This window comes from Serratia sp. ME47 (assembly GCF_903970925.1).
Taxonomy (GTDB): domain Bacteria; phylum Pseudomonadota; class Gammaproteobacteria; order Enterobacterales; family Enterobacteriaceae; genus Serratia; species Serratia ureilytica.
In genome coordinates, this window is sequence record NZ_CAJCKE010000032.1 from 20543 (window position 1) to 45896 (window position 25354).

Consider the following 25354-nt stretch of genomic DNA (forward strand, 5'->3'; position numbering starts at 1 on the left):
GCGCTGCCGCAGCCAATAAAAAGCCCCGCCCGGTGAAGGGCGAGGCTCGCTCGCGCCGATCGAGACGGTGCGAGAGGATCATGAGGGCAGAGTGATGACAGGGTGCCGAATGCGCCTGCTCATGGCGCGACGGACGCCTCAGCGCGGCGCTTGCGCGTTTTTCCACTCCCGCCAAATCGTTTCCAGCCCGGCGCGATACGTCGTGACGGCGAAGTCGGGAAAACGCTGTTTGAACTTGGTCGAGTCGAACAGGTTATCGTGCTCGTAGCGCGGCAGCAGCTCGCGCATCTCTCGCGCCCCGGACGAAACCAACCCCGCGGCGATCAACGCCCATTTGCCGATAACGGAATATGAAATGTCCTTCCCAAACACCTCGCAGGCCAACGCGGCGAACTGCGCATAGGTGAGCCGCTCGTCGCAGCACGGGAGATGCCACGTCTGGCCGAACGCGTCGGGCGTATTGCCGAGCCGGGCTAACCCACGGCTGGCGTCGGGCGTCCAGATCAGCGTGCGCAGCCTGTCGTCGCGAACCGGCACGCGCGGTTTTTCCCCCGCTTTCAGCCTGTCGACGATCAGCGCATTGGTGAAGCTCTGCGTTTTTCCCGGCCCATAAAACTCGGGCGCACGGCCGATCAGCACGGGGATCTGCTTGCGCTCCATCTCGTCGAGCACCTTCTCGGTCATCAGGGCGCGCACCCGTCCCTTGCGCCCCCGAGGCGCGAACGGCGTCGATTCCGTCTGCGGCTCGCCGTTCTGCGGATACATATAGGTATTGTCGAAATAAACAAAGGGCACGCCCGCGGTACGGCTGGCGTCCAACGCATTCTGCAGCATGGTCGGAAATTGCCGCTCCCACAGCGCCGAATCCGGCGGCAGGCCGGCGGCGAAATACACCACGTCGCTGCCCTTCACCGCCGCCAGGGTCTGCTGTGCATCGAGCAGGTCGGCCGCGACCAGCGTATCGCTGTCGTTGACCTTCCTCGGGTTGCGGCTGACCAATCTTAAATCATCGGTGTACGCGCGCTTCAGTTCACGCGCCAGCTCTTGGGCGATCTGGCCACTGGCGCCCAGGATCGTTTGCATTGGCGTTCCTCATCGCAATGAAAAAAACTCCGCCCACTCAGGGCGGAGCAAAAGTGCTTGTTCGCGCTTAACTGTTCACGAACGCCAGCAGATCGGCGTTGACCTGATCGGCATGGGTGGTCGGTATGCCGTGCGGCGCGCCCTTATAGGTATGGAGCGTGCCGTTTTGCACCAGCTTGGCCGACAGCGCGCCGGAATCCTGATAAGGCACCACCTGGTCGTCGTCGCCGTGGATCACCAGCACCGGAATGGCAATCTTCTTGAGATCTTCGGTGAAATCGGTCTGCGAGAAGGCGACGATGCCGTCATAGTGCGCCTTGGCGCCGCCCATCATGCCCTGTCGCCACCAGTTCCAGATAATGGCCTCCGACGGTTTGGCGCCCGGACGGTTATAGCCGTAGAACGGGCCGGCGGGCACGTCGTAATAGAATTGCGCCCGGTTGGCGGCCAGCTGCGCCTGGAAATCATCGAATACCGATTTTGGGGTGCCCTGCGGGTTACTGTCCGTTTTCACCATCAGCGGCGGCACTGCGCTGATCAGCACCGCTTTGGACACCTTGTCCTCGCCGTGGCGCACGATGTAGCGCACCACCTCACCGCCGCCGGTCGAGTGGCCCACGTGCATGGCGCCCTGTACGCCGAGGTGTTTTACCACCGCGGCGACATCATCGGCGTAGTGATCCATGTCGTGCCCTTCCCACACCTGGCTGGAGCGGCCGTGGCCGCGGCGATCGTGCGCAACCACGCGGAACCCTTTGTTCACGAAGAACAGCATCTGGGCATCCCAGTCATCGCTGGACAGCGGCCAGCCGTGGTGGAAGTAGATAACCTTGCCGTTTTTTGGGCCCCAATCCTTGTAGAAAATCTCGACGCCATCGCTGGTCGTTACATAACCCATGTCGTTTCTCCCATTTACACTCTGGTTAAAAAAGAAGGTTTATACTGCGCACGGCACCGGGATCTCTGGCTCCCTCATCCCGGTTGGCCGACGATCTTGCGTTGATCGTTTAACGAGTATAGGTTTAAAGTTCACTTTAAGGTCAAACCCCATTCGGCAAACCGCATTCCCGCTTTCACTCGGCATCAGGAGAATTCAAGTGCAGGGAGATGACATCCTCATGACGATGGAGCCGCGGCTTGCCGCCCAGCGCCACGCCTTCCTGCGCGACGGCGCGCCGACGATGCAACAGCGCAAGGCCGCCCTGCGCCGCTTGCGGAGCGCCATTCTGGCCCAGCGCGCCGCGCTGGCGGCGGCCGTCAGCGCGGACTTCGGCCACCGTTCGCCTTACGAAACCGACATTCTGGAGATTCTGGTCACCGTTCAGGCGATCGATTACCTGCTACGCAACCTGAAACGCTTCATGAAGCCGGAGCGCCGCCACGTCGCCCTGCCGTATCAGGCCGCACGCGCCTATGTGCAATATCAGCCCAAGGGCGTGATTGGCATCATGGCGCCGTGGAACTACCCGTTTTCGTTGACCTTCATCCCGCTGGCCACCGCCCTGGCCGCCGGCAACCGCGTGATGCTGAAACCTTCGGAGCTCACGCCGCATACCAGCCGCCTGATCGAAACGATGCTGGCGGCGCTGTTTCCCGCCGATGAGGTCGCCGTCGTGACCGGCGGGCCGGACGTCGGGGCCAGATTCAGCGAGCTGGCGTTCGACCATCTGGTGTTCACCGGCAGCACGGCGATCGGCCGTCAGGTCATGCAGGCGGCCGGCAAACATCTGGTGCCGTTAACGCTCGAACTGGGCGGCAAAAGCCCTGCCGTTATGGCGCGCGGCGCGGTTAACGCCAGAAACGTCAAGAGCGTGGCGTTCGGCAAGCTGTCGAACGCGGGCCAAACCTGTATCGCGCCCGATTACCTGCTGGTTCATCAGGACGATCTGGCAAGCTTCATGGCGCTCTATGACGCGGCGGTTAAAAGCTTTTATCCCGACGGGCCAACCGGCGACGACTACGGCGCCATCATCAACGACAGGCACTACCACCGCTTGCAAGCGCTGCTTGCCGACGCACAGGCGCGCGGCGCGCAACTCTATCCGGTCGGCCACCGCCCGGACTCGGCGTCTGAACGGCCGAACACGCTGGCCCCTACGCTTATCGTCGGCGCCCCCGATGACAGCGCGATCATGCAAGAAGAGATCTTCGGGCCGCTGCTGCCGGTGCGCACCTACGCCGCCTTTGATGAAACGATCGACGTTATCAACGCCGCGCCCCGCCCGCTCGCGCTCTACTACTTCGGCCCGCCGGGCGAGGATCGGGACCGGCTGCTGGCGCGCACCGCCTCCGGCAACGTCAGCATCAACGCCACCCTGCTGCACTTCGCCCAGGACGATCTGCCGTTCGGCGGCATCGGCCCTAGCGGCATGGGAGCCTGTCACGGCATCGAAGGATTTCGGGCGCTGAGCCACGCCAAAGGCGTTTTCATCCAGAGCCGCTGGCGCTTTACCGACCTGCTGCGCGCGCCGTTCGGCAAGCTGGCGGACGCGGTGCTCGCGTTCATGTTGCGGCGCCGATAACGCGGCGCGTTGACTATCAATAGCACACCCATAAATCGCCGCAAGCTATCACAATATTCACTCATTCCTATTTTATCTCTCCGCCGCCGCTGACTAAGCTTAGCCCTATGTCCCCCTTTGCCCGTTGGCGGCGGGGGTGACGTAAATCGATTGAGTTCAGTTATTTAGCGCAACACCCGACGCAAGCCTTACCCACATGCCTTGTTAACCGCTCCACGCCCGGCGGCTGGAGCATCTTTACGGAAGCAGAGAGCGCATTATGACAACTGAAAGCAAATGCCCGTTTTCGGGCGGCAAGCAGCCCGCACCGCAGAACGGCCCCACCAATCAGGATTGGTGGCCTAATCAGCTCAGCCTGAAACCGCTGCACCAGCACTCCCCCCTGTCCGATCCGATGGATAAAGACTTCAACTACGCCGATGCCTTCAACAGCCTCGATCTGGCGGCGGTCAAACAGGATCTGCACGCCCTGATGACCGACTCGCAGGAATGGTGGCCGGCGGACTTCGGCCACTACGGCGGCCTGTTCATCCGCATGGCCTGGCACAGCGCCGGCACCTACCGCATCGGCGACGGCCGCGGCGGCGCAGGCGAAGGCCAGCAGCGCTTCGCCCCGCTCAACAGCTGGCCGGACAACGTCAGCCTCGACAAGGCGCGCCGTTTGCTGTGGCCTATCAAGCAGAAATACGGCCGCAACATCTCCTGGGCCGACCTGATTATCCTGACCGGCAACGTGGCGCTGGAATCGATGGGCTTCAAAACCTTCGGCTACGCCGGCGGCCGTGCCGACACCTGGGAGCCGGACGACGTCTACTGGGGCTCTGAGAAGATCTGGCTGGAACTGAGCGGCGGGCCGAACAGCCGCTACTCGGGCGACCGCGATCTGGAAAACCCGCTGGCGGCGGTGCAGATGGGCCTGATTTACGTCAACCCGGAAGGCCCGGACGGCAATCCCGATCCGGTGGCCGCCGCGCGCGACATCCGTGAAACCTTCGCCCGCATGGCGATGAACGACGAAGAAACCGTGGCGCTGATCGCCGGCGGCCACACCTTCGGCAAGACCCACGGCGCCGGCCCAGCGTCTCACGTCGGCGCCGATCCGGAAGCCGCCGGGCTGGAACAGCAAGGCCTCGGCTGGCACAGCACCTTCGGCACCGGCGTCGGCAAAGACGCCATCACCAGCGGCCTGGAAGTCACCTGGACCACCACCCCGACCCAGTGGAACCACGACTTCTTCCGCCACCTGTTCGAATACGAATGGGAGCTGAGCCAAAGCCCGGCCGGCGCGCACCAGTGGGTGGCGAAAGACATCGGTGAAACCATTCCCGACGCCTTCGATCCCAACAAAAAACGCCGCCCAACCATGCTGACCACCGACCTGTCGCTGCGCTTCGATCCGGCCTACGAGAAGATTTCGCGCCGCTTCTATGAGCACCCGGAGGAGCTGGCTGACGCCTTCGCCCGCGCCTGGTTCAAGCTGACCCACCGCGACATGGGGCCGCGCGCGCGCTACCTCGGCCCGGAAGTGCCGCAGGAAGAACTGATTTGGCAAGATCCGATCCCGGCGGTCGATCATCCGCTGATCGATGAGCAGGACGTCGCCGCGCTGAAAAACGCCGTGCTGGCTTCTGGCCTGTCGGTGTCGGCGCTGGTCTCCACCGCCTGGGCTTCCGCGTCCAGCTTCCGCGGCTCAGACAAGCGCGGCGGCGCCAACGGCGCGCGCATTCGCCTGGCGCCGCAAAAGGACTGGGCGGTCAACCAACCTGCGCAGCTTGCCGCGACGCTGGCCAAGCTGGAGAGCATCCAACGCGCCTTCAACGATGCGCAGACCGGCGGCAAGCGCGTCTCGCTGGCGGATCTGATCGTGCTGGCCGGCGCGGCGGGCGTGGAACAGGCGGCGAAGAACGCCGGTTTCACCCTGACGGTGCCGTTCGCCCCGGGCCGCATGGACGCTTCGCAGGAACAGACCGACGTGGACTCCTTCGAGGCGATGGAGCCGCTCGCCGACGGTTTCCGCAACTTCCTGAAGGGCAAATACCGCGTGCCGGCCGAAACGCTGCTGGTCGACAAGGCACAGCTGTTGACCCTGACCGCGCCGGAAATGACGGTGCTGGTCGGCGGGCTGCGCGTGCTCGGCGCCAACGTCGGCGGCACGCAGCACGGCGTGTTCACCCATCGCCCGCAGGCGCTGACCAACGACTTCTTCGTCAACCTGCTCGACATGGGCACCACCTGGCATCCGGCGAGTGAGGACGGCCTGTTCGAAGGCCGCGATCGCCGCAGCGGCGCGGTCAAATGGACCGGCACCCGCGTCGATCTGGTGTTCGGTTCGCACGCGCAGTTGCGCGCGCTGGCCGAAGTCTACGGCAGCGCCGACGGGCAAGAGAAGTTCGCCCACGACTTCGTCGCCGCCTGGAACAAAGTGATGAACCTCGATCGTTTCGATCTGGCGTAACTTAGCGACAGCACAAAGCCCGCCACGGTAAGTCGGCGGGCTTTTTTATTTGAGGGTAAAAACCGACGACACAACACATAAAAATGACTAACTGATTGATAAAATTTATAACCCCATGATAGGTTAGGCGATTAAATGTATACAAAGACAATTTAAAAATATTAAAAATCAATAAAATAGGAGTAATCATGGACGATGTTAATGTTTACGGAGAAACAGGAATATTTATCATTAAAGAACAAATTTTCAGCAAAAATGGACTCCCGTCCATAGGACACTTCTCTCCTTCTGCTGTACAAATCCAGCGCTACGTCTACCAATTGCGTAAGGAACAAGAGGTTTTATGGGAGGGGCGAAAGATCGACTATACACAGCTCGGCATTTGGGAAAAATTTAAGATACTGATGGGCAACGACTTGGTCAGTAGAGACAAACAAGGGGGCAGCACGCTCTATTCACTGGAGTTCGCCGGATTTGAAACAAGAATAACACCTCTGGATGGAGCAAAAGCACCCCTCCCCGAATTTTTAGGAAAGTCCTATAAGATTAACGTACCCACACCTTACATTTATGGCCAAGATCCTATCCCAGAGATGAAGCTCTATGGCAGGAAAGACGTCTCATTCATTATGAGCAACGGTGGACAATCAGCCCCTACTGCAATGGCAAAATACAACAAGACGACCAAGAATCTGATAATGATTCGTACTGAACTAGAAATGAAAAATTTGATGTTATCCTTGAGCAGCGCCAAGGAGCTAAAAAAATGAAGAAAACGATGCTGTTCATTAGTCTGATAGTCATTTATGGTTTTATTGGTTATTTTCTGCACCTCCCAATGGCAAAGCTCTACTTTGCCGGGAAAACATTGTTTGTTTCTGACGTTGCAGCAACGGTCGTTACCCAGTTTAAGGCCGCCGGGATTTTCATTTTGTGCGGTGTCATCATCCTGACGCAGATCGTACTGACAAAAAAATCAAAATCCGTTAGACGATATGCCGTGATCTATAGCACTTGGGTGGGTATCCACTTCGTCTACCTTCTCGTCATCTTGATACTTAAGAGCAAGTTCCTGGAACCTCTCAACAAAATCCCGATGGATGCAATTGCTATTGAACAGTTTAACCTTGCTGGCCCAGCGCTTATTTCTCTGGTTTTAACCTGTTCGTCGCTATGGCTCGTCAACAAGTCAGGACAATCAGCACGCAATGTCTAAACAACCGAGAATCCTGAATAGTCTACTCAACTGTTACAAAAAGACCTTCACCTACTCAGGCCGCGAAAGCCGTGGGCCTTACTCAATGCTGCTTTTGTGCCAGCACGTTTGGTTTCTGCTTTATCTCGCTGTTATCGCCAGCAAGATGAATGAGATTTCCATTTTCGCGCTTGCAGCGTTTTTGCTGCCTATGCTAGCGGCCAATGTGCGCCGTTTGCACGATGCGGGTTACTCCGGTGGTTGGTGCCTGACCTGGTTCTGCTTCACACCCTATGTGATGCTGATCTTCGCGCTGTTCCTTCCCGCAAAGAACCTCAACAACCCTTACGACGATCGCCCAAACCTGGCGTAAGCCCCCTCAACGGCCTGCTTCGGCGAGCCCTGTCAGGCGCCGCGATATTCTCTTTTCCCGCTTATTCGTATTTACTCAACAAGTCATATAAAAATTTGATGGGCGGCAATTCTTTTAATGCTGTATTTATATTTAGAGGGCAATGAAGAGCGTAAACTCACATCGTTAATGCGATATATCCCATCAAGGAGATGACCGTTATGGATTATCCTCGATACACCTCAACACGCGGCGAGGCGGGTCTCATCATCGCCGTCCCTTAGCGGCAGCGGGTTTGGCCGGCAAAGGCGCCCCATCGTTTTACGCCATAAAAATAGATGTTATGCACCTGCGCGATATTCGCCTGGGCGCCTGACGTTCGCCCTTCGTTAATGTTTCACGGCGCGCATTGCGCTTTTCGTTTTTATTTTTCAGCCGACGGGAAAGCTCATGGGAAATTACGCTTCACTCAGGAAAATAACCGCTACCTGGAGGTCAACATGCAACATATTATCGGCATTTCTTCTCGTCGGCTGAGGATATCGGCCCTTGCGCTGCTGCTCCCGGCGATGTCATGGGCGGCCGATACGGCGTCTGTCGCCGTGGGGCCGCAGTATGACACCACCCATGTCTACGTCGAACGCGGCAAGATGGATGCCTTTGTCGACAGCATCCTGAAAACCTTCGGCGGCACCAGCACCGAACGCGTGCTGGTCAACGTCACGCCCACGCCCAGCGAAACCTACTCCCAGCTGATACTGACGCCGGCCGGCAGCTTCTCGGTGTTCGATTTCAAAACGCCGATCCCGCATCCGTTTGGCGCTGAGCGCAACGGTTTTCTGGTCAGGGATATGGACGCCGCCATTCGGCAAGCCAAGGCCGCCGGCGCCGATGTGCAGGTCGAACCCTTCGACGATCCGATTGGCCGCGACGCGGTGATCCAGTGGCCCGGCGGCGTCAACATGCAGCTTTATTGGCACACCAAAGCGCCCAACTACAAGCCGCTGCTGAGCGTGCCGGAAAACCGCCTGTACCTCTCCGCCTATCGCGTCGACGACTTCCTGAACAGCTATCGGGCATTCTCGCACGCCAAGGTGGCGAGCGACGCGCAAGTCAGCGATGCGGCGATCGGCCGTAACGGCAACGGCAAGATCCGCCAGATCGAACTGGACTCCCGCTTCGGCAAAACGCGCATTTTCGTCACCGACGGGCATCTGCCTTATCCGTTCGGCCATGAGCGCACCGGCTATGGCGTCGACGATCTGTCGGCCACGTTGGCCAAAGCGACGGCCAGCGGCGCGCAGGTGCTGTGGCGTTCGACGGCGGCGGAACGCCGCGCCTCGGCGCTGGTGAGTTTCCCCGGCGGCTATATCGCCGAAATTCACCAGACGGCTAAATAAACCCAAGGCGCGCTGCGGCGCGCTTTTTTCTTCGGATATCCATGATGAAACGCACGCTACCCGCACTGTTGCTGTTCTCCACGCTCCCCGCGCTGGCGGCGGAGCCCGCCGCTTCCCCCTGGAAAAACATCCCGTTGGGCGATGCGGCCACGTTGTCTTTCGACGGTTCACTGCGCGAGCGCTATGAATGGACGGATCAGCGGGATCTGAACGGCGGACGCGACGACACCTTCATGCAGCGCTTGCTGGTTGGCGCGCGCCTCGACTACGGCGACTATGTCGGCGCCTATGTGCAGGTGGGATCGTCGCTGGCCACGCCGCGCGACCTCGGGCGCAAGCCGACCGACGAAGATCATGCCTACCTCGGCCAGGGCTATGTGGATATGAAACTGCCCACCGCCTACGGCCTCGGCACCCTGCGGATCGGACGCCAGGAGATTGCGCTGGGCTCGCTGCACCTGCTGGGCACCCGCGACGGCCCCAACGTGCGCCGCTCCTTCGACGCTATCCGCGCCAGTTGGGTCAAGGACAAAAACCGCCTCGACGCCTTTATCGGCCACCCCATTACGCTCAAAACCGGCAGTTTCGACGACGATACCGACAACAGCCAAAAGGTATGGGGGCTGTACGGCACCACGCCGCTGACGCCGCTGGCTTCCTCGCTCGATCTTTATACCTTCGGCTTTGAAGATAACGACGCCCACTACGCGCAGCTCAGCGGGCAAGAGCGGCGCTACACCGTCGGCGCGCGCATTTTCGGCGCGGCGCAGGGCTTCGACTGGGACAATGAGGCCGCCTGGCAGTTCGGCAGCGCGGAACAGCGCGACATCCGCGCCTGGTCGGCGTCGGCGCACGCCGGCTATACGGCGAACGGCTGGCGCTGGCGGCCGCGCTTCGGCGGCAAGATTGGCATCGCCAGCGGCGATAAAAACGGTCACGACGGACAGCTCAATACCTTTAACGCCATGTATCCCAAGCTGCCCTACCTGACCGAGAACGGGCTGGTGGCGCCGGCGAACCTGATCGCCATCCATCCTTCGGTCACGATCACGCCGTGGCAAACCCTGTCCATCGACTTCAGCTGGGACGCGTTATGGCGGCAACGCCGCGAGGATGCCTTCTACCTCGGCCCGATGCGCCCGGTGAAAGGCAGCGCGCAGGGCCCGCGTTTTATCGGCAACCAGTACCAGGTCGAAACCACCTGGACGCCGAGAAGCGATCTCCAGTTCAAGGTGGCCTATGTCTACTTCGACGTCAGCAACAGCCTGCAGCACCATGCCGGGCTGAAAAACATGAACTTCGTGCTGGCGCAGGGCACCTACAGTTTTTAACGCCAAGCCAAGAAAAAAGGCGCCGAACAGGGCGCCTCATCTGTCTTACACCGCTTCCAGCTCCGCCGCCAGCGTGGCGACCAGCTCCGCCGCCGGCATCGGCCGCGCCAGGCCTACGCCCTGCCCGGCCCACAGCGACATAAACTCCGCGCGTCCGGCCTTGGCCGCCGCCTGGCGAATATCGCCGGTGAGCGCGTTCTGCACCGGATAAGGCAGGACCTGCGCCTCCTCCGCGCGCATCTGCCGCATGAAATCATTGACGATGCCGCGCGCCGGGCGGCCGCTGAAGGCGCGCGTCAGGCGCGTGCTGTCATCGCCGGCGTTGCGCAGCGCCGCTCGCCAGGCTTCGGCGATGCCCGACTCCGGGCTGCACAGAAACGCGGTGCCCAGCTGCGCCGCCTGCGCGCCCAGCAATTGTGCCGCCGCGATGCCGCGCCCGTTCATGATGCCGCCTGCGGCGATCGCCGGGATCTTCACCGCCGCCGCCACCTGCGGCAACAGGGCCATCAGGCCGACGCAGGACTGTTCGATATCGCCGAGGAAGGTCGGGCGATGCCCCCCCGCCTCCGCGCCCGAGACGCAGACGAAGTCGGCGCCCGCCTCTTCCCAGGCGCGGGCTTCCGCCACCGTGGTGGCGGTGCCGATCACCCGCGAGCCGGCCTTCTTGAACTGCGTGACCGTCGCGCGCGGCAGCACGCCGAAGGTGAAGCTAACCACCGGCGGCGCAGCCTCCAGCAGGGCCGCGATCTGGTCGCGGTTGTTTTCGGCGAATTGGGTGGGGATCGGCGGCTCACTCAGCCCCAGCGCTTCGCGGAACGGCCGCAGCTGATGCTGGGCGCGCTTGAGCTCGGCGAGATCCGGGTGCTGCTCATCGAGCAGAAACAGGTTGATGTTGAACGGCGCGGCGGTCTGCGCGCGGATCTGCTGCACGCGCTCGAGGATCACCGCCGGGGAAAACAGCGCCGCCGCGCACGATCCCAGCGCCCCGGCGTTGCTCACCGCCACCGCCAGCGCCGGCGGCGACGCGCCGTTCATCGGCCCCTGAACGATCGGATAGCGCAGCCCAAGCTCGCGGGCAAAAGCAGAAGGTGCCGTCATCAATATGTCTCCCTGTGCTGACTACATTCGTCTTACGGCGGCCGCGCCGCCGAACCGACCAAAAGCATAGCACCTTCTCACCACCTGGCCGTGCAGTTAATGCTTCACCTGACGCCGGTCGAGCGACAGGAAGTGATGCACCACCGGTTTCTCAGGGCCGATATGGAAGCCCAGCGCCTCCTGCTGCAGATCGGCGTCGGCGTGCGATACCCGCTGGTGCTGCCGCAGATGCTCTGCCCAGGACTCCACCAGGAACCACTCCATGATGCATTCCGGATCGCCGGTGTGCTCGGTGATGCCCCAGGCGTAAGCGCCATCGCGGCGACGCGCCCGCTCCAGCATCAGCAGCGTACGCAAGAACTGCGGCCGATCCTGCTCGCGAATGCGGTACTCCACCTGAATCATCACCGGGCCGCGATCGTTCTCGACCGGCGTGTTAACCAACGGCTCCGGCCAATGGTTCGACGGCTGCAGATCGGCCTCGCCGGTCGGCAGACGCAGGCGGTGGAACAGCAGCCCCGCCGCCAACAGGCCGACGCCGCCGACCAGCAGCGTGGCGGCCACGCCCAGCTCCTGCGCCACCAGCCCCCACAACAGGCTGCCCGCCGCCATCGCGCCGTTGAACACCATCAGATAGATGGCCAGGCCGCGGCCGCGCACCCAGTTAGGCAGCACGCCCTGCGCCGCGCCGTTGAGCGTGGTCAGCGCAATGATCCAGCCGGCGCCCAGCACCAACAGCAGCACCACCGCCAACCACTGCGGCGGCGCCAGCGACAGGGCCGCCATTACCGCCGCCGTCAGCACCGCCGCCAGCAACACCAGCCCGTCGGCGTTCAGCCGCTGGCGCAGACGCGGCAGCACAATAGCCCCAAGGATCGCCCCGGCGCCCACCGCCCCCAGCAGGACGCCGTAAAAACCGGCGCTGCCGCCCAGCATGCGGCGCGCCACCAGCGGCAGCAGCGCCCAAACCGAGCTGGAGAAGGCGAAGAACACCGCCGCCCGCAGCAACACCACATGCAGCTCGCGGCTGGAACGGGCATAGCGCAGCCCGGCGCGGAAGGCGCCGAAGAAGTGTTCCGACAGGCCGCTGTCCTCAACCTTCGGCCGCTTCCACCACAGCAGCGCCGCGATCACCAGCACATAGCTCATCACGTCCGCGCCGTAGGCCGCGCCGGCGCCGAAGCTGGCCAGCAGCAAACCGCCGGCCGCCGGGCCGATGGAGCGGGCGATGTTGATGCCCAACGAGTTCAGCGCCACGGCGTTTTTCAGCTCGGCGCGTGGCACCAGCTCCGGCACGATCGCCTGCCAGGTCGGCCCCATCAGCGCCGCGCCGATGCCGCCGACGAAGGTCAGCGCCAGCAGGTATTCCACCGTCAGCGCGCCGGTCTGTGACAGCAGCAACAGGCTGCCGCTGACGCAGGCCAGCAGAATTTGCACGAAGATCAGAAAGCGTCGCCGGTCGAGAATGTCCGACAGCACCCCGGCCGGGATGGCCAGCAGGAACACCGGCAGCGTGGCGGCGGTTTGCATCAGCGCCACCGCCGAAGGGTTGCTCGACAGGTCGGTGATAAGCCACGAGCTGGCGACGTCGCGCATAAAACTGCCGACGTTGCCGAGCACCGTGGCGCCCCACAGCACCGCAAATAATGGAATTTTCAGCGGCGCGAAGCCGCCCGCCGTCGCCTTGTTTTCCGTCTGTTCAGCCATCCGTTCGCTCCTTCAAATCGTTAAATGCCACCAGCAACAGCGCGCCGGCCAGCCCGAGGTGTTCAAAAAATCCGTTCATCATCTGGCCGCGCTCCGCCCCGTCGAACTGCCAGAACGGATTGGCCATCAGCGTCGCCATCAGGGTAAAACCGGCCAGCGCCAACGCGCCGAGCCAGCGATAAAAACCGCTCAGGATCAGCGCCGACGCCGCCAGTTCCAGCAGCGTCACCAGCACGGCGAACAGCGCCGCCGGCTGCAGGCCGAAGTGGGTCATCTCGGCGATGGCGCCCTCAACGTTCAGCGCCTTGACCAGCCCGCCCTGAATATAGGCGGCGCAGATCGCGAGCAGCAGCACCCAGCGCACCGCAGGCGCGTGCAGCCGCTGCGCGCAGCGGGCGGCGATAACAGTCAGGTTCATCGCGCCCCCTTAAAACGGCGAATTCTGGATGAAGGCCAGCAGATCGGCGTTGAAGCGATCGGGATCGGCCTGCGCCAAACCGTGAGAGCCGCCGGCGTAAACATTCAGCTCCGCCTGTTGCATAAGCTTAGCGGCTTTCAGCGCCGAGGCACCGATCGGCACGATCTGATCGGCGTCGCCGTGCACCAGCAGCGTCGGCTTGTCGATCGCCAGCAGATCGGCGGTGTAATCCACTTCGGAGAACGCGCGCACACACTCGTACTGCCCTTTCACGCCGCCCTGCATGCCCATCAGCCAGAAGTGGTCGATCAGCCCCGCATTGCTCTCCACCTCGTCGCAGTGGAGGCCATAGAACGGCACCGCCAAATCTTTGAAGAACTGCGAGCGGTTGCCCGCCACGCCGCTGCGAATGCCGTCGAAGGCCGCCATCGGCGTACCCTCAGGGTTGACCGGCGTTTGCAGCATCAGCGGCGGTACGGCGCCGACCAGCACCACCTTCGCCACCCGATCGCTGCCGTGACGGCCGATGTAGCGCGCCACTTCGCCGCCGCCGGTGGAATGGCCGACCAGGATCAGATCGCGCAGATCCAGCGTTTCGATCAGCAGGGCCAGATCGTCAGCGTATTGGTTGATGTCGTTGCCGTGCCAGGTTTGCTCCGAACGGCCGTGGCCGCGGCGATCGTGGGCGATCACGCGGAATCCGCTCTGGCCGAAAAACAGCATCTGGTTGTCCCAGGCGTCGGCAGACAGCGGCCAACCGTGCGAGAACAGGATCGGCTGGCCGCGGCCCCAATCCTTATAGAAAATGCGTGCGCCATCGGGCGCGGTAAGAGTGCTCATGACGTGTTCCCCGCTCGGTATCGAATTGGATTTTGGACGGGTTAACAGTACGGCAGGCGCAAAGGCAGTGATAACGGAATAATTTTCGCATGATCGCGAGTTTTTTTGCTGAAGAAGCCGGCGTCGCCGCCGGCGCAAAACGTCAGATGTTTTCCAGATCGATACCGCGCGTTTTTGGGCCGAATAGCCCGATCACCAGCATCACGATCAGCATGCTGGCGACGATAAACGCGATCACCCCCAGCGAACCGCCGTACTGCAAGATAATGCCGATGATGATGCTGCTGAACACCGTCGACAGCCGGCTGAAGGAGTAGCAGAAACCGACGGCGCGGGCGCGGATATGGGTCGGGAAGATCTCGGATTGATACGAGTGGTAGCTGTAGGTCAGCCAGGCGTTGGACCAGGTGATGAAGAAACCGCACAGGATCAGCCACAGCGGGTTGTTCTGCAGTGCGAACAGCGAGCCGAAGATCACCGTCACCAGGCAGGACAACACGATCTGCCACTTGTTCTCCATCTTGTCGGCGTAGAAGCTGCACAGCAGCGAGCCCAGCGGGTAGGCCAGCGTGATAAAGAAAGCGTACAGCAGGCTGTGGGTGACCGACGCGCCCTTGCCCGACAGCAGCGCCGGCAGCCAGTTGCCGAAGCCGAAGAAGCCGATGGCCTGAAAGAAATTCATCACTACCAGCATCAGCGTGCGATCGCGATATTGCGGCGCCCAGATGTCGCGAAAGCGGCCGCGCAGCGGCGCTCCCTCGGCATCGTCCACCGGGCGCGACGGGAAGTCCGCGGCCGCCACGCCGCAGCGCTGTTCCATGTCCCGCATTACCTGCCGGGCCTGCGCATAGCGCCGCTGTTGCACCAGCCAACGCGGCGACTCCGGCAGCCCCTTGCGCACCAGCCAAATCACCAGCGAAGCCAGCGCGCCGGCGATCACCACATAGCGCCAGCCGCTCAGCCCCCAAATCGTCTGCGGCACCAGCCACCAGGACATCAGCGCCACCGCCGGCACCGACAGAAACTGCACGAAGAACGCGAAGGCGAAAGCCCGGGTGCGCAAGTGCGCGGGCACCCACTCCGTCAGGTAGGTATCGATGGTCACCAACTCGATGCCGAGCCCGACGCCCACCAGAAAACGCAGAAAGATCACCCATTCCGCCTGCTGTTGAAACGCCAACAGCAGCGAGAAGGCGCCATACCAGATCAGGGCGAACATAAAGGTGGCGCGCCGGCCGAAGCGATCGGCGTACGGGCTCAGCAGGCTGGCGCCGACGAACAGGCCGAGAAAGGTGGCGGAGGCAAAGGCCGCCTGATCCGACACGCCGAAAACGCCCTGCGCACCGGTGTGGAAAATGCCGTCGGCGATAAGGCCAGTGCTGATATAGCCGGTCTGGAACAGATCGTAGAGTTCGAAAAAGCCGCCCAGCGACAGCAGAATGATAAAGCGCCACAGGCCGGCCGACGCGGGCAAGGCGTCGATTCTGGCCGCCAAATCCCGCGCATGGATCGGCGACGCCGCTACAGATTCACTCACCATTAACCTCGCATTAACATTTTTGATGACTTTCTATGCTAGCGAAGCGGCGTCGGAGTTAAATTTTTAATTAGCAGACTATGAAAAAAAGTTAAGCATAAAACGCTGCAGCAGCCTGTTTTATAGCAGGAAAATGTAGCGCGGGATGCCGCAGCGGCATCCCGAATCGGCAGGTTAACGGCTGTGGTGGTGCTGCAGCCGTTCGCTGCGGTAGGCGCTCAGCAAGCACCAGCCGAGGGCGATCAGCGCCAGCGGCGCGGCGACAAAGCCGATGTTGCCCATGCCCAGATGCAGGCTCACCTGGTTGCCCAGCAGCGCGCCGCTGCCGATGCCGAAGTTGTACAGGCCGGAGAAGATCGCCATCGCCACGTCGGTGGCGTCCGGCGCCAGGCTCAAGACTCTGGCCTGCATCGACAGGCCGATCGCCATGATCGCCATGCCCCAAAAGATGCACAGCACCGTCAGATGGCTTTCGCTGCCGGCGGCCGGCAACAGCAGCAGCAGGCTCAAGGCCAGCAGCGTAATGGCGCCGATAAAGAAGCCGGAAGGAAAACGCTCGCTGTAGCGGCTGAACAGCAGGCTGCCGACGATGCCGGCGGCGCCGAACAGCAACAGCATCAGCGTGGTGAAGTTCTCCGACAGCCCGGCCACGGTCTGGATAAACGGCTCGATGTAGCTGTAGGCGGTGAAGTGCGCCGTCACCACAATGATGGTCAGCATGTACAGCGCCACCAGCGCCGGGCGCTTGAACAGCAGCGGCACGCTGGCCAGCGAACCGGAGTGCTCGCTTTTCAGCACCGGCAACAGGCGCCACAGCAGCACCAGCGCCAGGGTGGCGCACACCGCGATGCCGATAAAGGTCATGCGCCAGCCGAGCAACTGCCCGACCACGCGCCCGAGCGGCAACCCGAGCACCATCGCTAGCGCGGTGCCGCCCGCCAGCAGGCTCAGCGCCTGGGCTTTCTTGCCCGGCGGCGCCACGCGGATCGCCAGCGAGGCGGTGATCGACCAGAACACCGAGTGCGCCAGCGCCACGCCGGCGCGCGAGATAACCAGCGTGGTAAAGTTCCAGGCCACGGCGGTCAGTATGTGGCTGGCGATAAACAGCATGAACACGCCGATCAACAGTTTGCGGCGCTCGATCTTGCTGGTCAGCAGCATGCACGCCAGCGAGGCGGCGGCGACGATCCAGGCGTAAATGGTAATGATCAAGCCGACCTGTTCGGTTTGCATCGAAAAGCTGGCGGCGATATCGCTCAGCAGACCGACCGGAATAAACTCGGTGGTGTTGAAAATAAAGGCCGAGACGGCGAGGATGACCACGCGCAACCAGGCGGTTGAGCGGGAAACGGGAGCGTGTTCCATGGTAAAAAAAATCCGGACAGGTGCGGGCAAGTCGCGATATTTTAACCAACCGGCCCGCTAAATGCGATACGCGTCACATTTTAATTGTGTGGTTTTTTTCACCGCCCATCGACACGCTCACCGACGCACGGTTGCCAAAATGCTGTGCTAATCTATTGAAGCGTACCAATTTTTCCTGCCGCGCTTCCCCGGCCGTCCACGCGCCGCGCCGAAGACCCGCGCAGTGTCCCTTTGGCGTTTCCTGAGGCGAGGTCATTATGATGTCCGCGATTTATGATTGGTCCGTACTTGCCCTGCGCAGTGTTTACGATCGCCGCATCCAGGGCCAGCCGGTGCTTGACAGCGCGGCCCTCTTCCCCGACGCCGAACGCTTTACCGCCCAATGGCGGCAGATCCGCGAAGAGGCGCTGACGGTCGCCCACGATCTGCACAATATCCCGCGCTTCCACGAGATCATGAGCCAGCAGGCGTCCATCTCCGCCAACGACGCGCGCGACTGGCGCATGTTCATCATGAAGGCCTATGGCCAGCCCATCCCCCGCAACCTGGCGCGCTGTCCGACGCTGGCGGCGCTGATCGCCTCCTCGCCGGACGTGCTGTCCGCGTCGCTCTCCTTCCTGGCGCCCGGCAAACAGGTGCCGCCCCATCGCGGCCCGTTCCGCGGCATTCTGCGCGGCTATCTGGTGCTGGACATGCCTAAACGCACCGACGGCGCGCCGGCGGCGGTGCTGAAGGTGGACGGCCGCGAATATCGGCTGCACGAGGGGGAGTTCATGCTGTGGGACGATACCTTCGAGCACGAGGTATGGAACGACAGCCCGCAGGTGCGCACCGTGCTGCTGCTGGATATTCGCCGCCGCGACATGCCCGGCGGGCTGCGGCTGCTCTCCAGCGCCATCATCGCGCTGGTGCGGCTGAACGTGCGCTGGATGCAGCGCCAGTTTTGACTGCGGCGCACAGGCGATTAACCGCCCTGAGAAGCCAGCCACTGGCCGGCGGTAGTGACGGCCATGCCCTGGCGCACATTGAAGGTGTTCGCCTTATCCCAGGCCACGCCGTCGGGTCGGGCGAAAGCCAACCGGTATTTCGCGCCGACGTCATGCGGATGATTCCGCACCTCCGCCTGCAGCCTCTCTTTGTCCAACAGGACTCTGTTGACCTCCACGCCCCAGTGCGCCTGCATAAGATCGGCAAGCTCACGGTAGGTCAGCGTGTCCCCGGCGATATAGACCACCTGGTTGCGAAACGCGGGCCGATGGAAAAAAATCGCGGCCGTCAGCCGGCCAATGTCCTCGGGAGTGGTCAGCGTCACCGCATACTGCCAATCGCCCAGCGCGCGCACGGTTTTGCGTTCCGCATCCACCACGCCAAAACCCGAGTCAAACAGGTAGCTGGTGAAAATGCCCGTGGAAACAATCACCCACTCCGTTGCGCTCTGCGCGCGCAGCAGGTGACGCACCTCGAGCTGTTCATCCCACACCGGCTGCCCGCTGCCTTTACCGACGACATCGTAGTCCACGCCGAACTGCCACGGGAAGTAGCGCGCCACGCCGGCCTGCAAAACGGCCTGGGTGATCTTTATCTGCGTGCCCGCCCCGCCAACGAAGCCGCTGCAGTTGATTACCGCATCAAAGCCACGCAGCAGCACGCTCAGCGCCTCCACCCCGCTTTGCTGCAGATCGCCTTCCACCACGGCGATCCCGAGCCGCGCCAGCTCATCCCGCCGCACCCGGAGCGGGCCGCTCACGGCGCGGGCGGCCTCCGGCCGGAGCAGTACGCTGATTTTTAAAGATGGAGATAACCGAGCCTGCCGGCTCATCGCTCGCAGTACCGGCAGCCCCAGTTCGCCGGCGCCGAGTATGAGCACGGTATTGATGGATGGATTTGTGGATTTCATGCTTGCCTCCTGTCTTGACACTGCGTCATCCTGACAGCTGACAAAAACGGGTTCAATTAGGTACACGCGTGATACCGGGGAGGACTATGACGAGCGATCGGGAAGCGCTGCTGCAATTTTCGCAGGCGTTCTGTGAAGAACTGAGCAACGACGATGAAGGGTTGAAGCGCGAGATCCTCGCGCATGCGGGCAACCGTTGGTCGCTGGGCGTATTGCATCTCCTGGGCACCCACGGGCCGCTGCGCCACGGCGAACTAGGCCGCCAATTAGCGGGCGTGACGCAGAGAATGCTGACGCGGACGCTGCGCCATCTCGAGCGGGATGGGTTGATATCGCGCTGCGATTATCAGGAAAAACTGCCCCGCGTGGTTTACACCATCACCGAGGCCGGGGAAGAAATGCTGCTCAACATGCTGCCGCTCTGGTCGTGGATTATCTCCTCCGCCGACGCCTTCAGGGCAGCCCGCTCGCACTACGATGGCCAAGAGCGCGACGCCGAAAAATGAACGCGGGCTTCCCTGCCCGCAGGCGGCTGTCAGCCGCCGCCCAGATACGCCTTTCTCACCTGCGGATCGTTCAACAGTTCTTCCCCGCTGCCGGTGAGGCGGATCTGGCCGTTGACCATCACATAGCCGCGATCGGACAGTTTCAGCGCATGGTTGGCGTTCTGCTCCACCAGAAACAGCGTCATGCCGCTGCGGGTCAGTTCGCGCAGCACCCCGAAGATCTGCCGCACCACGATCGGCGCCAGCCCCAGGCTCGGCTCGTCCAGCAGCAACAGCTTCGGCCGGCTCATCAGCGCGCGGGCGATCGCCAGCATCTGCTGTTCGCCGCCGGACATGGTCATCGCCCGCTGGTTGCGCCGCTCTTTCAGGCGCGGAAACAGCTCGAACATGCGCGGCAAATCCTCTTCCAGGTAGCGATTGCCGACGGTGATGGTGCCCATCAGCAGGTTCTCCTCCACGCTCATGTCCGGAAAGATGCGCCGCCCCTCCGGCGCCTGCGCGATGCCGCTGCTGGCAACAAAGTGCGTGGAGCGGCGGCTGATGTCCTCGCCGCGAAACAGGATCTGCCCGCCGGCGATACGCGGCTGACCGAAGATCGACATCAACAGCGTGGACTTGCCCGCGCCGTTGGCGCCGATCAGCGCCACCGTCTCCCCGGCGTTCACCTGCAGCGACACCTGGCGCAGCGCCTGGATCGGCCCGTAAAACACATCGACCTCGCGAAATTCCAACATCGTTTCGCTCATCCCGCCAGCTCCTCTTCGTCCGCGCCCAGGTAAGCGGCGATCACCGCCTCGTTGTGCTGAATCTCCTGCGGCGTGCCGCGGGCGATCACATCGCCGTGATCGAGCACGATCACCCGATCGGAGATCTCCATTACCATGCCCATGTCATGCTCGATCAGCAGCACCGTGATGCCGTGATCCCGGCGCAGGAAGCGGATGATGCGGCTCAGCGCGGCCGTCTCCACCGGGTTCAGCCCGGCGGCCGGTTCGTCGAGGCAGATCATCTCCGGCGCGGTGCACATGGCGCGCGCGATCTCCAGCCGCCGCTGCTGGCCGTAGGACATCTCCCCCGCCAGCCGGTTGGCGCAGTCCGCCAGATCCACCACCTCCAGCCAGTAGAAGGCGTGATCGAGCGCGGCGCTTTCCGCCCGGCGGTAGCCCGGCGTATTCAGCACCCCAGCGATCAGATTGCGGTTGCTCTGCATGTGCTGCGCCACCAGCAGGTTCTCCACCACCGACATTTCGCGGAACAGGCGGATATTCTGGAAGGTGCGCGCCAGCCCGGCGCGGTTGACCAGGTGAGTGCCGCCGAACATCTTGTAATAGAGGCGTGAACCGAGCCGCTTCGGGCGTATCCAGTCGCCGGCGCGGAACTTCTGCCCCAGCACCTGGATCACGTCGGTCGGCCGCTTGTGGGTATTGAGCAGGATCGCGCCGCCGGTGGCGCGATAGAAACCGGTCAGGCAATTGAACACCGTGGTCTTGCCGGCGCCGTTGGGGCCGATCAGGGCGGTGATGGAACCGCGCTCCACCTCCAGATTGACGTCGTTCAGCGCCTTGATGCCGCCAAAGCGCATCATCAGGTGTTCCACCCGCAAAATGGCGTCGCTCATGGCGCCACCCCCTTGCGTTCCGCAAAGCTGGCGCGGCTGATGCGCACCAGCCCGCGCGGCCGCCAGATCATCATCGCCACCATCAGCACGCCAAACAGCAGCACCCGGTATTCGGCGAAGCTGCGCAGCAGCTCCGGTGCCACCGTCAGCACAAAGGCCGCCAGCACCACGCCGAGGGTGGAGCCCATGCCGCCCAACACCACGATCGCCAGAATCAGGGCCGACTCGAAAAAGGTGAACGAGGTCGGGTTGACGAACCCCTGGTAAGTGGCGAAAAACACCCCCGCCAGCCCGGCGGTGGAAGCGCCCAGCATAAACGCCGACAGCTTCACCAGCACGTGGTTCAGCCCGAGGGAGCGGCAGGCGATCTCGTCCTCGCGCAGCGCCTCCCAGGCGCGGCCGATCGGCATGCGCGTCAGCCGGTGCTTGATGTACAGCACCAGCAGCACCACCAAAAACAGCATCGCGTAGATGAAGATGAACTTGAGATTGGGATTGTAATCGATGCCGAGAAACTCGTGGATCGGCACCCCGCCGTCTTTAGCGCGCCGGCCGAACTCCAGGCCGAACACCGTCGGCGCCGGCACCGAAATGCCGTTCGGCCCGCCGGTGAGCGACATCCAGTTGTTCAGCACCAGCCGGATGATCTCGCCGAACCCGAGCGTGACGATGGCAAGATAGTCGCCGTGCATCCGCAGCACCGGAAAGCCCAGCAGCGCGCCCGCCAACGCCGCCATCAGCGCCCCGAGCGGCAGCATCGCCCAAAAACCGAGCCCGAGATACTGGTAGCCCAACGCCAGCCCGTAGGCGCCGATGGCGTAAAACGCCACGTACCCCAGATCGAGCAGCCCCGCCAACCCGACCACAATGTTCAGCCCCAGTCCGAGCAGCACGTAGATCAGGCCGAGGATCGCCACCGTCAGCAGGTATTTGGTGGCGACGAACGGGAACAGCAGCGCGATCGCCGCCATCAGCGGCAGGAACCAGCGCAGATTGGATTTATACCCCAGCGGACGCACGTACACGCCGTCGTTGCCGCCGTCGAAGCGCGCCAGCACCTTGCGGCCCGGCGCGGTTTGCAGGAACAGGCTCAGCAGCAGCCGCCCGGCCATCACCGCGACGATGATCCACACCAGCCGGTGCGGCTCGAAGTTAAAGCTGTAGCCGTTCAGCACGATGCCGACGATCGGCCCGAACACGATCAGGGCGATCAGCCCGGCCAAAACGGCATCCAGCAGGCTGCGTTTGACGTTCAGCCCGCCGTTGATTGCGGATTGCGACATGGCGTTCTCCTTAAACCTTGGCGACCAGCGGCCTGCCGAGCAGGCCCTGCGGGCGGAAGATCAGGATCGCCACCAGCAACCCGAAGGAGAACACGTCCTTGTAATCCGAATTCACCATGCCGGCGAACTGCGCCTCCGCCACGCCGAGCAGCAGCCCGCCCAGCATCGCGCCCGGCAGCGAGCCGATGCCGCCCAACACCGCGGCGGTGAAGGCCTTGATGCCGATGATAAAGCCGACGTAAAAATCGAAGGTGCCATAGTTCATGGTGATCAGTACCCCGGCCAGCCCGGCCATGGCGGCGCCGATCACGAACACCAGCGAGATCACCCGATCGGTATTGATGCCGAGAATCGAGGCCATTTTGCGATCCTGCTGGGTGGCGCGGCAGATGCGCCCCAGCCGGGTGCGCTGAATGATGTAGGTGAGGATCGCCATGCCGAGCAGCGACGCCACCAGAATGAACACCTTGGTATAAGTGATCTGCACCACGCCGCCGTCGAATTCCAGGCGGAACACGCCGCTCAGCAGCGTCGGGATGCCCTGCTGGCGCGGCCCCTGGCTTATCTGCGCATAGTTTTGCAGGATTAACGACATGCCGATGGCGGAGATCAGCGGCGCCAGGCGGGTGGAGTTGCGCAGCGGCCTGTAGGCGATACGCTCGATCACCCAGCCGTACACCCCGGTGATGACGATGGTGAATACCAGCGTGCCGAGGATCAGCAGCGGGAACGATTGCAGCCCGAAGAACGACAGCAGCGCCAGACCGATGGCGCACAGGTAGGCGGAGATCATGTACACCTCGCCGTGGGCGAAGTTGATCATGCCGATGATGCCGTAAACCATGGTGTAGCCGATGGCGATCAGGCCATACACCGCGCCGAGGGTCAGGCCGTTGATCAGCTGTTGCAGAAAGAATACATCCATAATGAGCAGTCTCGCCTGGTAAGGCCGCCAACGCAGTCCGACGCGGCCCAAAGGTAGTCGCGGAACGGGCGCGCCAAGGCGGCGGCCCGTCGGTCATAGGGTCACACCCTCAATGTTCGGCCGTTTACAGTTGGTGATATTTGCCCTTGTCATCCCATTGATAGACCACGTAATCCGAGACCTTCAGATCGCCCTTCTGATCCCAGGCTTTTTTACCCATCACGGTGTCAACATCGTGCGACTTCAGCCATTCGGCGGCCTTGGCGCTGTCTTTGCCGCCGGTGGCGTTGAAGGCGGCGGCGATCGCCTGGATCGAAGCGTAGGAGTAAAGGGTGTACCCTTCCGGCTCAAAGCCGCTGGCGCGGAACTTGGCGATCACTGCCTTGCCTTCCGCGATCTGGCGCGGATCGTTGCCGAAGGTCATCAGCACGCCGTTGGTGTACTGCGGCCCGCCGGCGGCGGTCACCAGCTCTTCGGTCACCACGCAGTCGCCGGAGAAGAACTTGGCGGTCACGCCCTGCTCGCGCATCTGGCGCACCAGCGGCCCGGCTTCGGGATGGCAACCGCCGAAGTAGACCACGTCCGGCTTGACCGAGGCGATCTTGGTCACCAGGGCGTTGAAGTCTTTCTCGCCGCGCGACAGCCCCTCATACAGCACCTCTTTAACCCCGCGCTTGTTCATTGCCGCCTTGGCGGCGTCCGCCAGCCCCTGGCCGTAGGTGTCTTTATCGTGGATCACCGCGATGCGTTTGGCCTTCAGGGTATCCAGCATGTAGTTGGTGGCGATGACGCCCTGCTGATCGTCGCGCCCGCACATGCGGAACATGGTCTTCATGCCGCGCTCGGTGATCTGCGGGTTGGTGGAACCGGGAGTAATGGCGATGATGCCGGCCTCGTCATACACCTCGGAGGCGGGCATGGTGGATGAGGAACAGAAGTGGCCGACCACCGCCGACACCTTGTCCTGATCCACCAGCCGGTTGGCGACCGCGACCGCCTGTTTCGGTTCGCAGGCGTCATCCCCCTGCACCAGTTTGATTTTTTCCCCTTTGATCCCGCCGGCGGCGTTGATGTCCGCCGCCGCCTGCGAAGCCCCGCGCCAATACTGATCGCCATAGGTGGCGTTCGGCCCGGAGAACGGCCCGGCGACGCCGATGACGATATCGGCCTGCGCGGAAAACGCCGTACCTAAACAACCGATGAGCAAAGCAGCGAGCGGACTTTTTATCAATTTCGATGACATTGTTATCTTCCTCAGCACTGTTGTAGCGAAACGCCCTGGGGCGCGGATCAGTCACTTTATGTGTAGACGGGGAAAATAATTTTCTTGAGAGCGCAGTCGCATTCCCCAAAAATGGGTAAGCAAAAAACCAGCCATTGTGACGACGAATACATATTGTTTGCTTATTCATCCTACATATCAGTTGCGGCGCGGCGTGTGGCGGCGTTAACCAGGGTCTGGCCAATACGGTTAGCGCGAGTGGAAGTATGGGTGGGAGAACGGCCCTGCACCATCGCCGTGCAAAGGCGTGTGCAAGCGGCGTCAAAACGATTTGGGATGCAAAAATCAACGCATAGCGATGGAAAATGCCGAAAAACAGCGCAAGGTGCTCATTCCCTCAGCAAACGCGCTTTTTTTGCAGTTTAGCGCTTTGACAAACCCCGGATGCCCCGCTATTATTCGCCCCGTTCCAACGATTCCTCTGTAGTTCAGTCGGTAGAACGGCGGACTGTTAATCCGTATGTCACTGGTTCGAGTCCAGTCAGAGGAGCCATATTTAGAGAAGCCCGCTTAAGGAAACTTAAGCGGGCTTTTTGCTTT

The 25354-nt window shown here is 62.2% G+C and carries 23 protein-coding genes and 1 tRNA gene; 10 read left to right on the forward strand and 14 right to left on the reverse strand.

Features of this window, described 5'->3' with window-relative positions:
- Positions 1 to 138: 138 nt before the first annotated feature.
- Both H7A77_RS22415 and H7A77_RS22420 read right to left on the reverse strand, forming a co-directional pair.
- Positions 139 to 1083: an NAD-dependent epimerase/dehydratase family protein gene (locus tag H7A77_RS22415; RefSeq protein WP_046687430.1), complete on the reverse strand. Its 945-nt coding sequence runs from the start codon at positions 1081 to 1083 to the stop codon at positions 139 to 141.
- A gap of 67 nt (positions 1084 to 1150) precedes the next feature.
- Entirely contained in the window at positions 1151 to 1981 is an 831-nt protein-coding gene (locus tag H7A77_RS22420; protein ID WP_033643735.1) for an alpha/beta fold hydrolase, read from the reverse strand.
- Between the two features lie 220 nt (positions 1982 to 2201).
- On the opposite strand from H7A77_RS22420, the gene H7A77_RS22425 reads away from it, so the two are divergent.
- From H7A77_RS22425 to H7A77_RS22455, 7 genes are all read left to right on the forward strand, one after another.
- Entirely contained in the window at positions 2202 to 3605 is a 1404-nt protein-coding gene (locus H7A77_RS22425; protein WP_182074675.1) for a coniferyl aldehyde dehydrogenase, read from the forward strand.
- A 259-nt stretch (positions 3606 to 3864) separates the two neighbouring features.
- Positions 3865 to 6060: a catalase/peroxidase HPI gene (gene katG / locus H7A77_RS22430; protein ID WP_182074676.1), complete on the forward strand. Its 2196-nt coding sequence runs from the start codon at positions 3865 to 3867 to the stop codon at positions 6058 to 6060.
- A 188-nt stretch (positions 6061 to 6248) separates the two neighbouring features.
- A complete protein-coding gene (locus tag H7A77_RS22435; RefSeq protein WP_182074677.1) occupies positions 6249 to 6830 on the forward strand; it encodes a hypothetical protein in 582 nt (193 codons plus the stop codon).
- The gene (locus tag H7A77_RS22440) at positions 6827 to 7276 is read left to right on the forward strand and encodes a hypothetical protein (protein ID WP_108681446.1); all 450 of its coding nucleotides are present in this window, start codon (positions 6827 to 6829) and stop codon (positions 7274 to 7276) included. Before H7A77_RS22435 ends, H7A77_RS22440 begins: the two co-directional genes overlap by 4 nt.
- Complete coding sequence (locus H7A77_RS22445) at positions 7269 to 7628, forward strand: DUF805 domain-containing protein (protein WP_046896410.1); 360 nt, start codon at positions 7269 to 7271, stop codon at positions 7626 to 7628. Before H7A77_RS22440 ends, H7A77_RS22445 begins: the two co-directional genes overlap by 8 nt.
- Before the next feature lie 479 nt (positions 7629 to 8107).
- Complete coding sequence (locus H7A77_RS22450) at positions 8108 to 9007, forward strand: VOC family protein (protein WP_033651863.1); 900 nt, start codon at positions 8108 to 8110, stop codon at positions 9005 to 9007.
- A gap of 44 nt (positions 9008 to 9051) precedes the next feature.
- Complete coding sequence (locus H7A77_RS22455; protein ID WP_255443900.1) at positions 9052 to 10338, forward strand: alginate export family protein; 1287 nt, start codon at positions 9052 to 9054, stop codon at positions 10336 to 10338.
- A gap of 45 nt (positions 10339 to 10383) precedes the next feature.
- On the opposite strand, the gene H7A77_RS22460 is transcribed toward H7A77_RS22455, so the two are convergent.
- From H7A77_RS22460 to H7A77_RS22485, 6 genes are all read right to left on the reverse strand, one after another.
- On the reverse strand, positions 10384 to 11436 hold the full coding sequence (locus H7A77_RS22460) for a nitronate monooxygenase family protein (protein WP_089192006.1): 1053 nt from the start codon (positions 11434 to 11436) through the stop codon (positions 10384 to 10386).
- Between the two features lie 96 nt (positions 11437 to 11532).
- A complete protein-coding gene (locus tag H7A77_RS22465; RefSeq protein ID WP_089192007.1) occupies positions 11533 to 13143 on the reverse strand; it encodes an MFS transporter in 1611 nt (536 codons plus the stop codon).
- Positions 13136 to 13561 (reverse strand): DoxX family protein, encoded by a 426-nt coding sequence (locus H7A77_RS22470; RefSeq protein ID WP_033651867.1) that lies wholly within the window; start codon positions 13559 to 13561, stop codon positions 13136 to 13138. Before H7A77_RS22470 ends, H7A77_RS22465 begins: the two co-directional genes overlap by 8 nt.
- 9 nt (positions 13562 to 13570) lie before the next feature.
- The gene (locus H7A77_RS22475; protein WP_089192008.1) at positions 13571 to 14401 is read right to left on the reverse strand and encodes an alpha/beta fold hydrolase; all 831 of its coding nucleotides are present in this window, start codon (positions 14399 to 14401) and stop codon (positions 13571 to 13573) included.
- A 142-nt stretch (positions 14402 to 14543) separates the two neighbouring features.
- The gene (locus tag H7A77_RS22480; protein ID WP_089192009.1) at positions 14544 to 15941 is read right to left on the reverse strand and encodes an MFS transporter; all 1398 of its coding nucleotides are present in this window, start codon (positions 15939 to 15941) and stop codon (positions 14544 to 14546) included.
- 171 nt (positions 15942 to 16112) lie between these two features.
- The gene (locus H7A77_RS22485) at positions 16113 to 17303 is read right to left on the reverse strand and encodes a sugar transporter (RefSeq protein WP_042785012.1); all 1191 of its coding nucleotides are present in this window, start codon (positions 17301 to 17303) and stop codon (positions 16113 to 16115) included.
- Between the two features lie 260 nt (positions 17304 to 17563).
- Here H7A77_RS22485 and H7A77_RS22490 point away from each other — a divergent pair, with 260 nt between their 5' ends.
- Positions 17564 to 18250, forward strand: coding sequence for an aspartyl/asparaginyl beta-hydroxylase domain-containing protein (locus tag H7A77_RS22490; protein ID WP_182074679.1), 687 nt, complete (start codon positions 17564 to 17566; stop codon positions 18248 to 18250).
- Positions 18251 to 18267: 17 nt separating this feature from the next.
- Here the strand turns inward: H7A77_RS22490 and H7A77_RS22495 are convergent, their stop codons facing one another.
- Positions 18268 to 19200, reverse strand: a complete 933-nt coding sequence (locus tag H7A77_RS22495) for an aromatic alcohol reductase (RefSeq protein WP_147879950.1) — start codon at positions 19198 to 19200, stop codon at positions 18268 to 18270.
- Between the two features lie 86 nt (positions 19201 to 19286).
- On the opposite strand from H7A77_RS22495, the gene H7A77_RS22500 reads away from it, so the two are divergent.
- Entirely contained in the window at positions 19287 to 19706 is a 420-nt protein-coding gene (locus H7A77_RS22500) for a helix-turn-helix domain-containing protein (RefSeq protein WP_164106609.1), read from the forward strand.
- 29 nt (positions 19707 to 19735) lie between these two features.
- Here H7A77_RS22500 and H7A77_RS22505 read toward each other — a convergent pair whose 3' ends face one another.
- The 5 genes from H7A77_RS22505 to H7A77_RS22525 all read right to left on the reverse strand — a co-directional run bounded on the left by H7A77_RS22505 (position 19736) and on the right by H7A77_RS22525 (position 24775).
- Positions 19736 to 20452 carry an ABC transporter ATP-binding protein gene (locus H7A77_RS22505; RefSeq protein WP_033643749.1) on the reverse strand — a complete coding sequence of 239 codons (717 nt, stop codon included), beginning with the start codon at positions 20450 to 20452 and terminating at the stop codon, positions 19736 to 19738.
- A complete protein-coding gene (locus H7A77_RS22510) occupies positions 20449 to 21324 on the reverse strand; it encodes an ABC transporter ATP-binding protein (RefSeq protein ID WP_033651873.1) in 876 nt (291 codons plus the stop codon). The genes H7A77_RS22505 and H7A77_RS22510 overlap by 4 nt, the downstream gene beginning before the upstream one ends.
- The gene (gene livM, locus H7A77_RS22515) at positions 21321 to 22607 is read right to left on the reverse strand and encodes a high-affinity branched-chain amino acid ABC transporter permease LivM (protein ID WP_042785016.1); all 1287 of its coding nucleotides are present in this window, start codon (positions 22605 to 22607) and stop codon (positions 21321 to 21323) included. The genes H7A77_RS22510 and livM overlap by 4 nt, the downstream gene beginning before the upstream one ends.
- Before the next feature lie 10 nt (positions 22608 to 22617).
- A complete protein-coding gene (locus H7A77_RS22520; protein WP_033643752.1) occupies positions 22618 to 23532 on the reverse strand; it encodes a branched-chain amino acid ABC transporter permease in 915 nt (304 codons plus the stop codon).
- Positions 23533 to 23656: 124 nt separating this feature from the next.
- Entirely contained in the window at positions 23657 to 24775 is a 1119-nt protein-coding gene (locus H7A77_RS22525; protein WP_016927040.1) for a branched-chain amino acid ABC transporter substrate-binding protein, read from the reverse strand.
- Between the two features lie 456 nt (positions 24776 to 25231).
- Between H7A77_RS22525 and H7A77_RS22530 the strand changes: the two genes are divergently transcribed.
- Positions 25232 to 25307 (forward strand) — tRNA-Asn (locus H7A77_RS22530).
- The last annotated feature ends 47 nt before the right edge of the window (positions 25308 to 25354 follow it).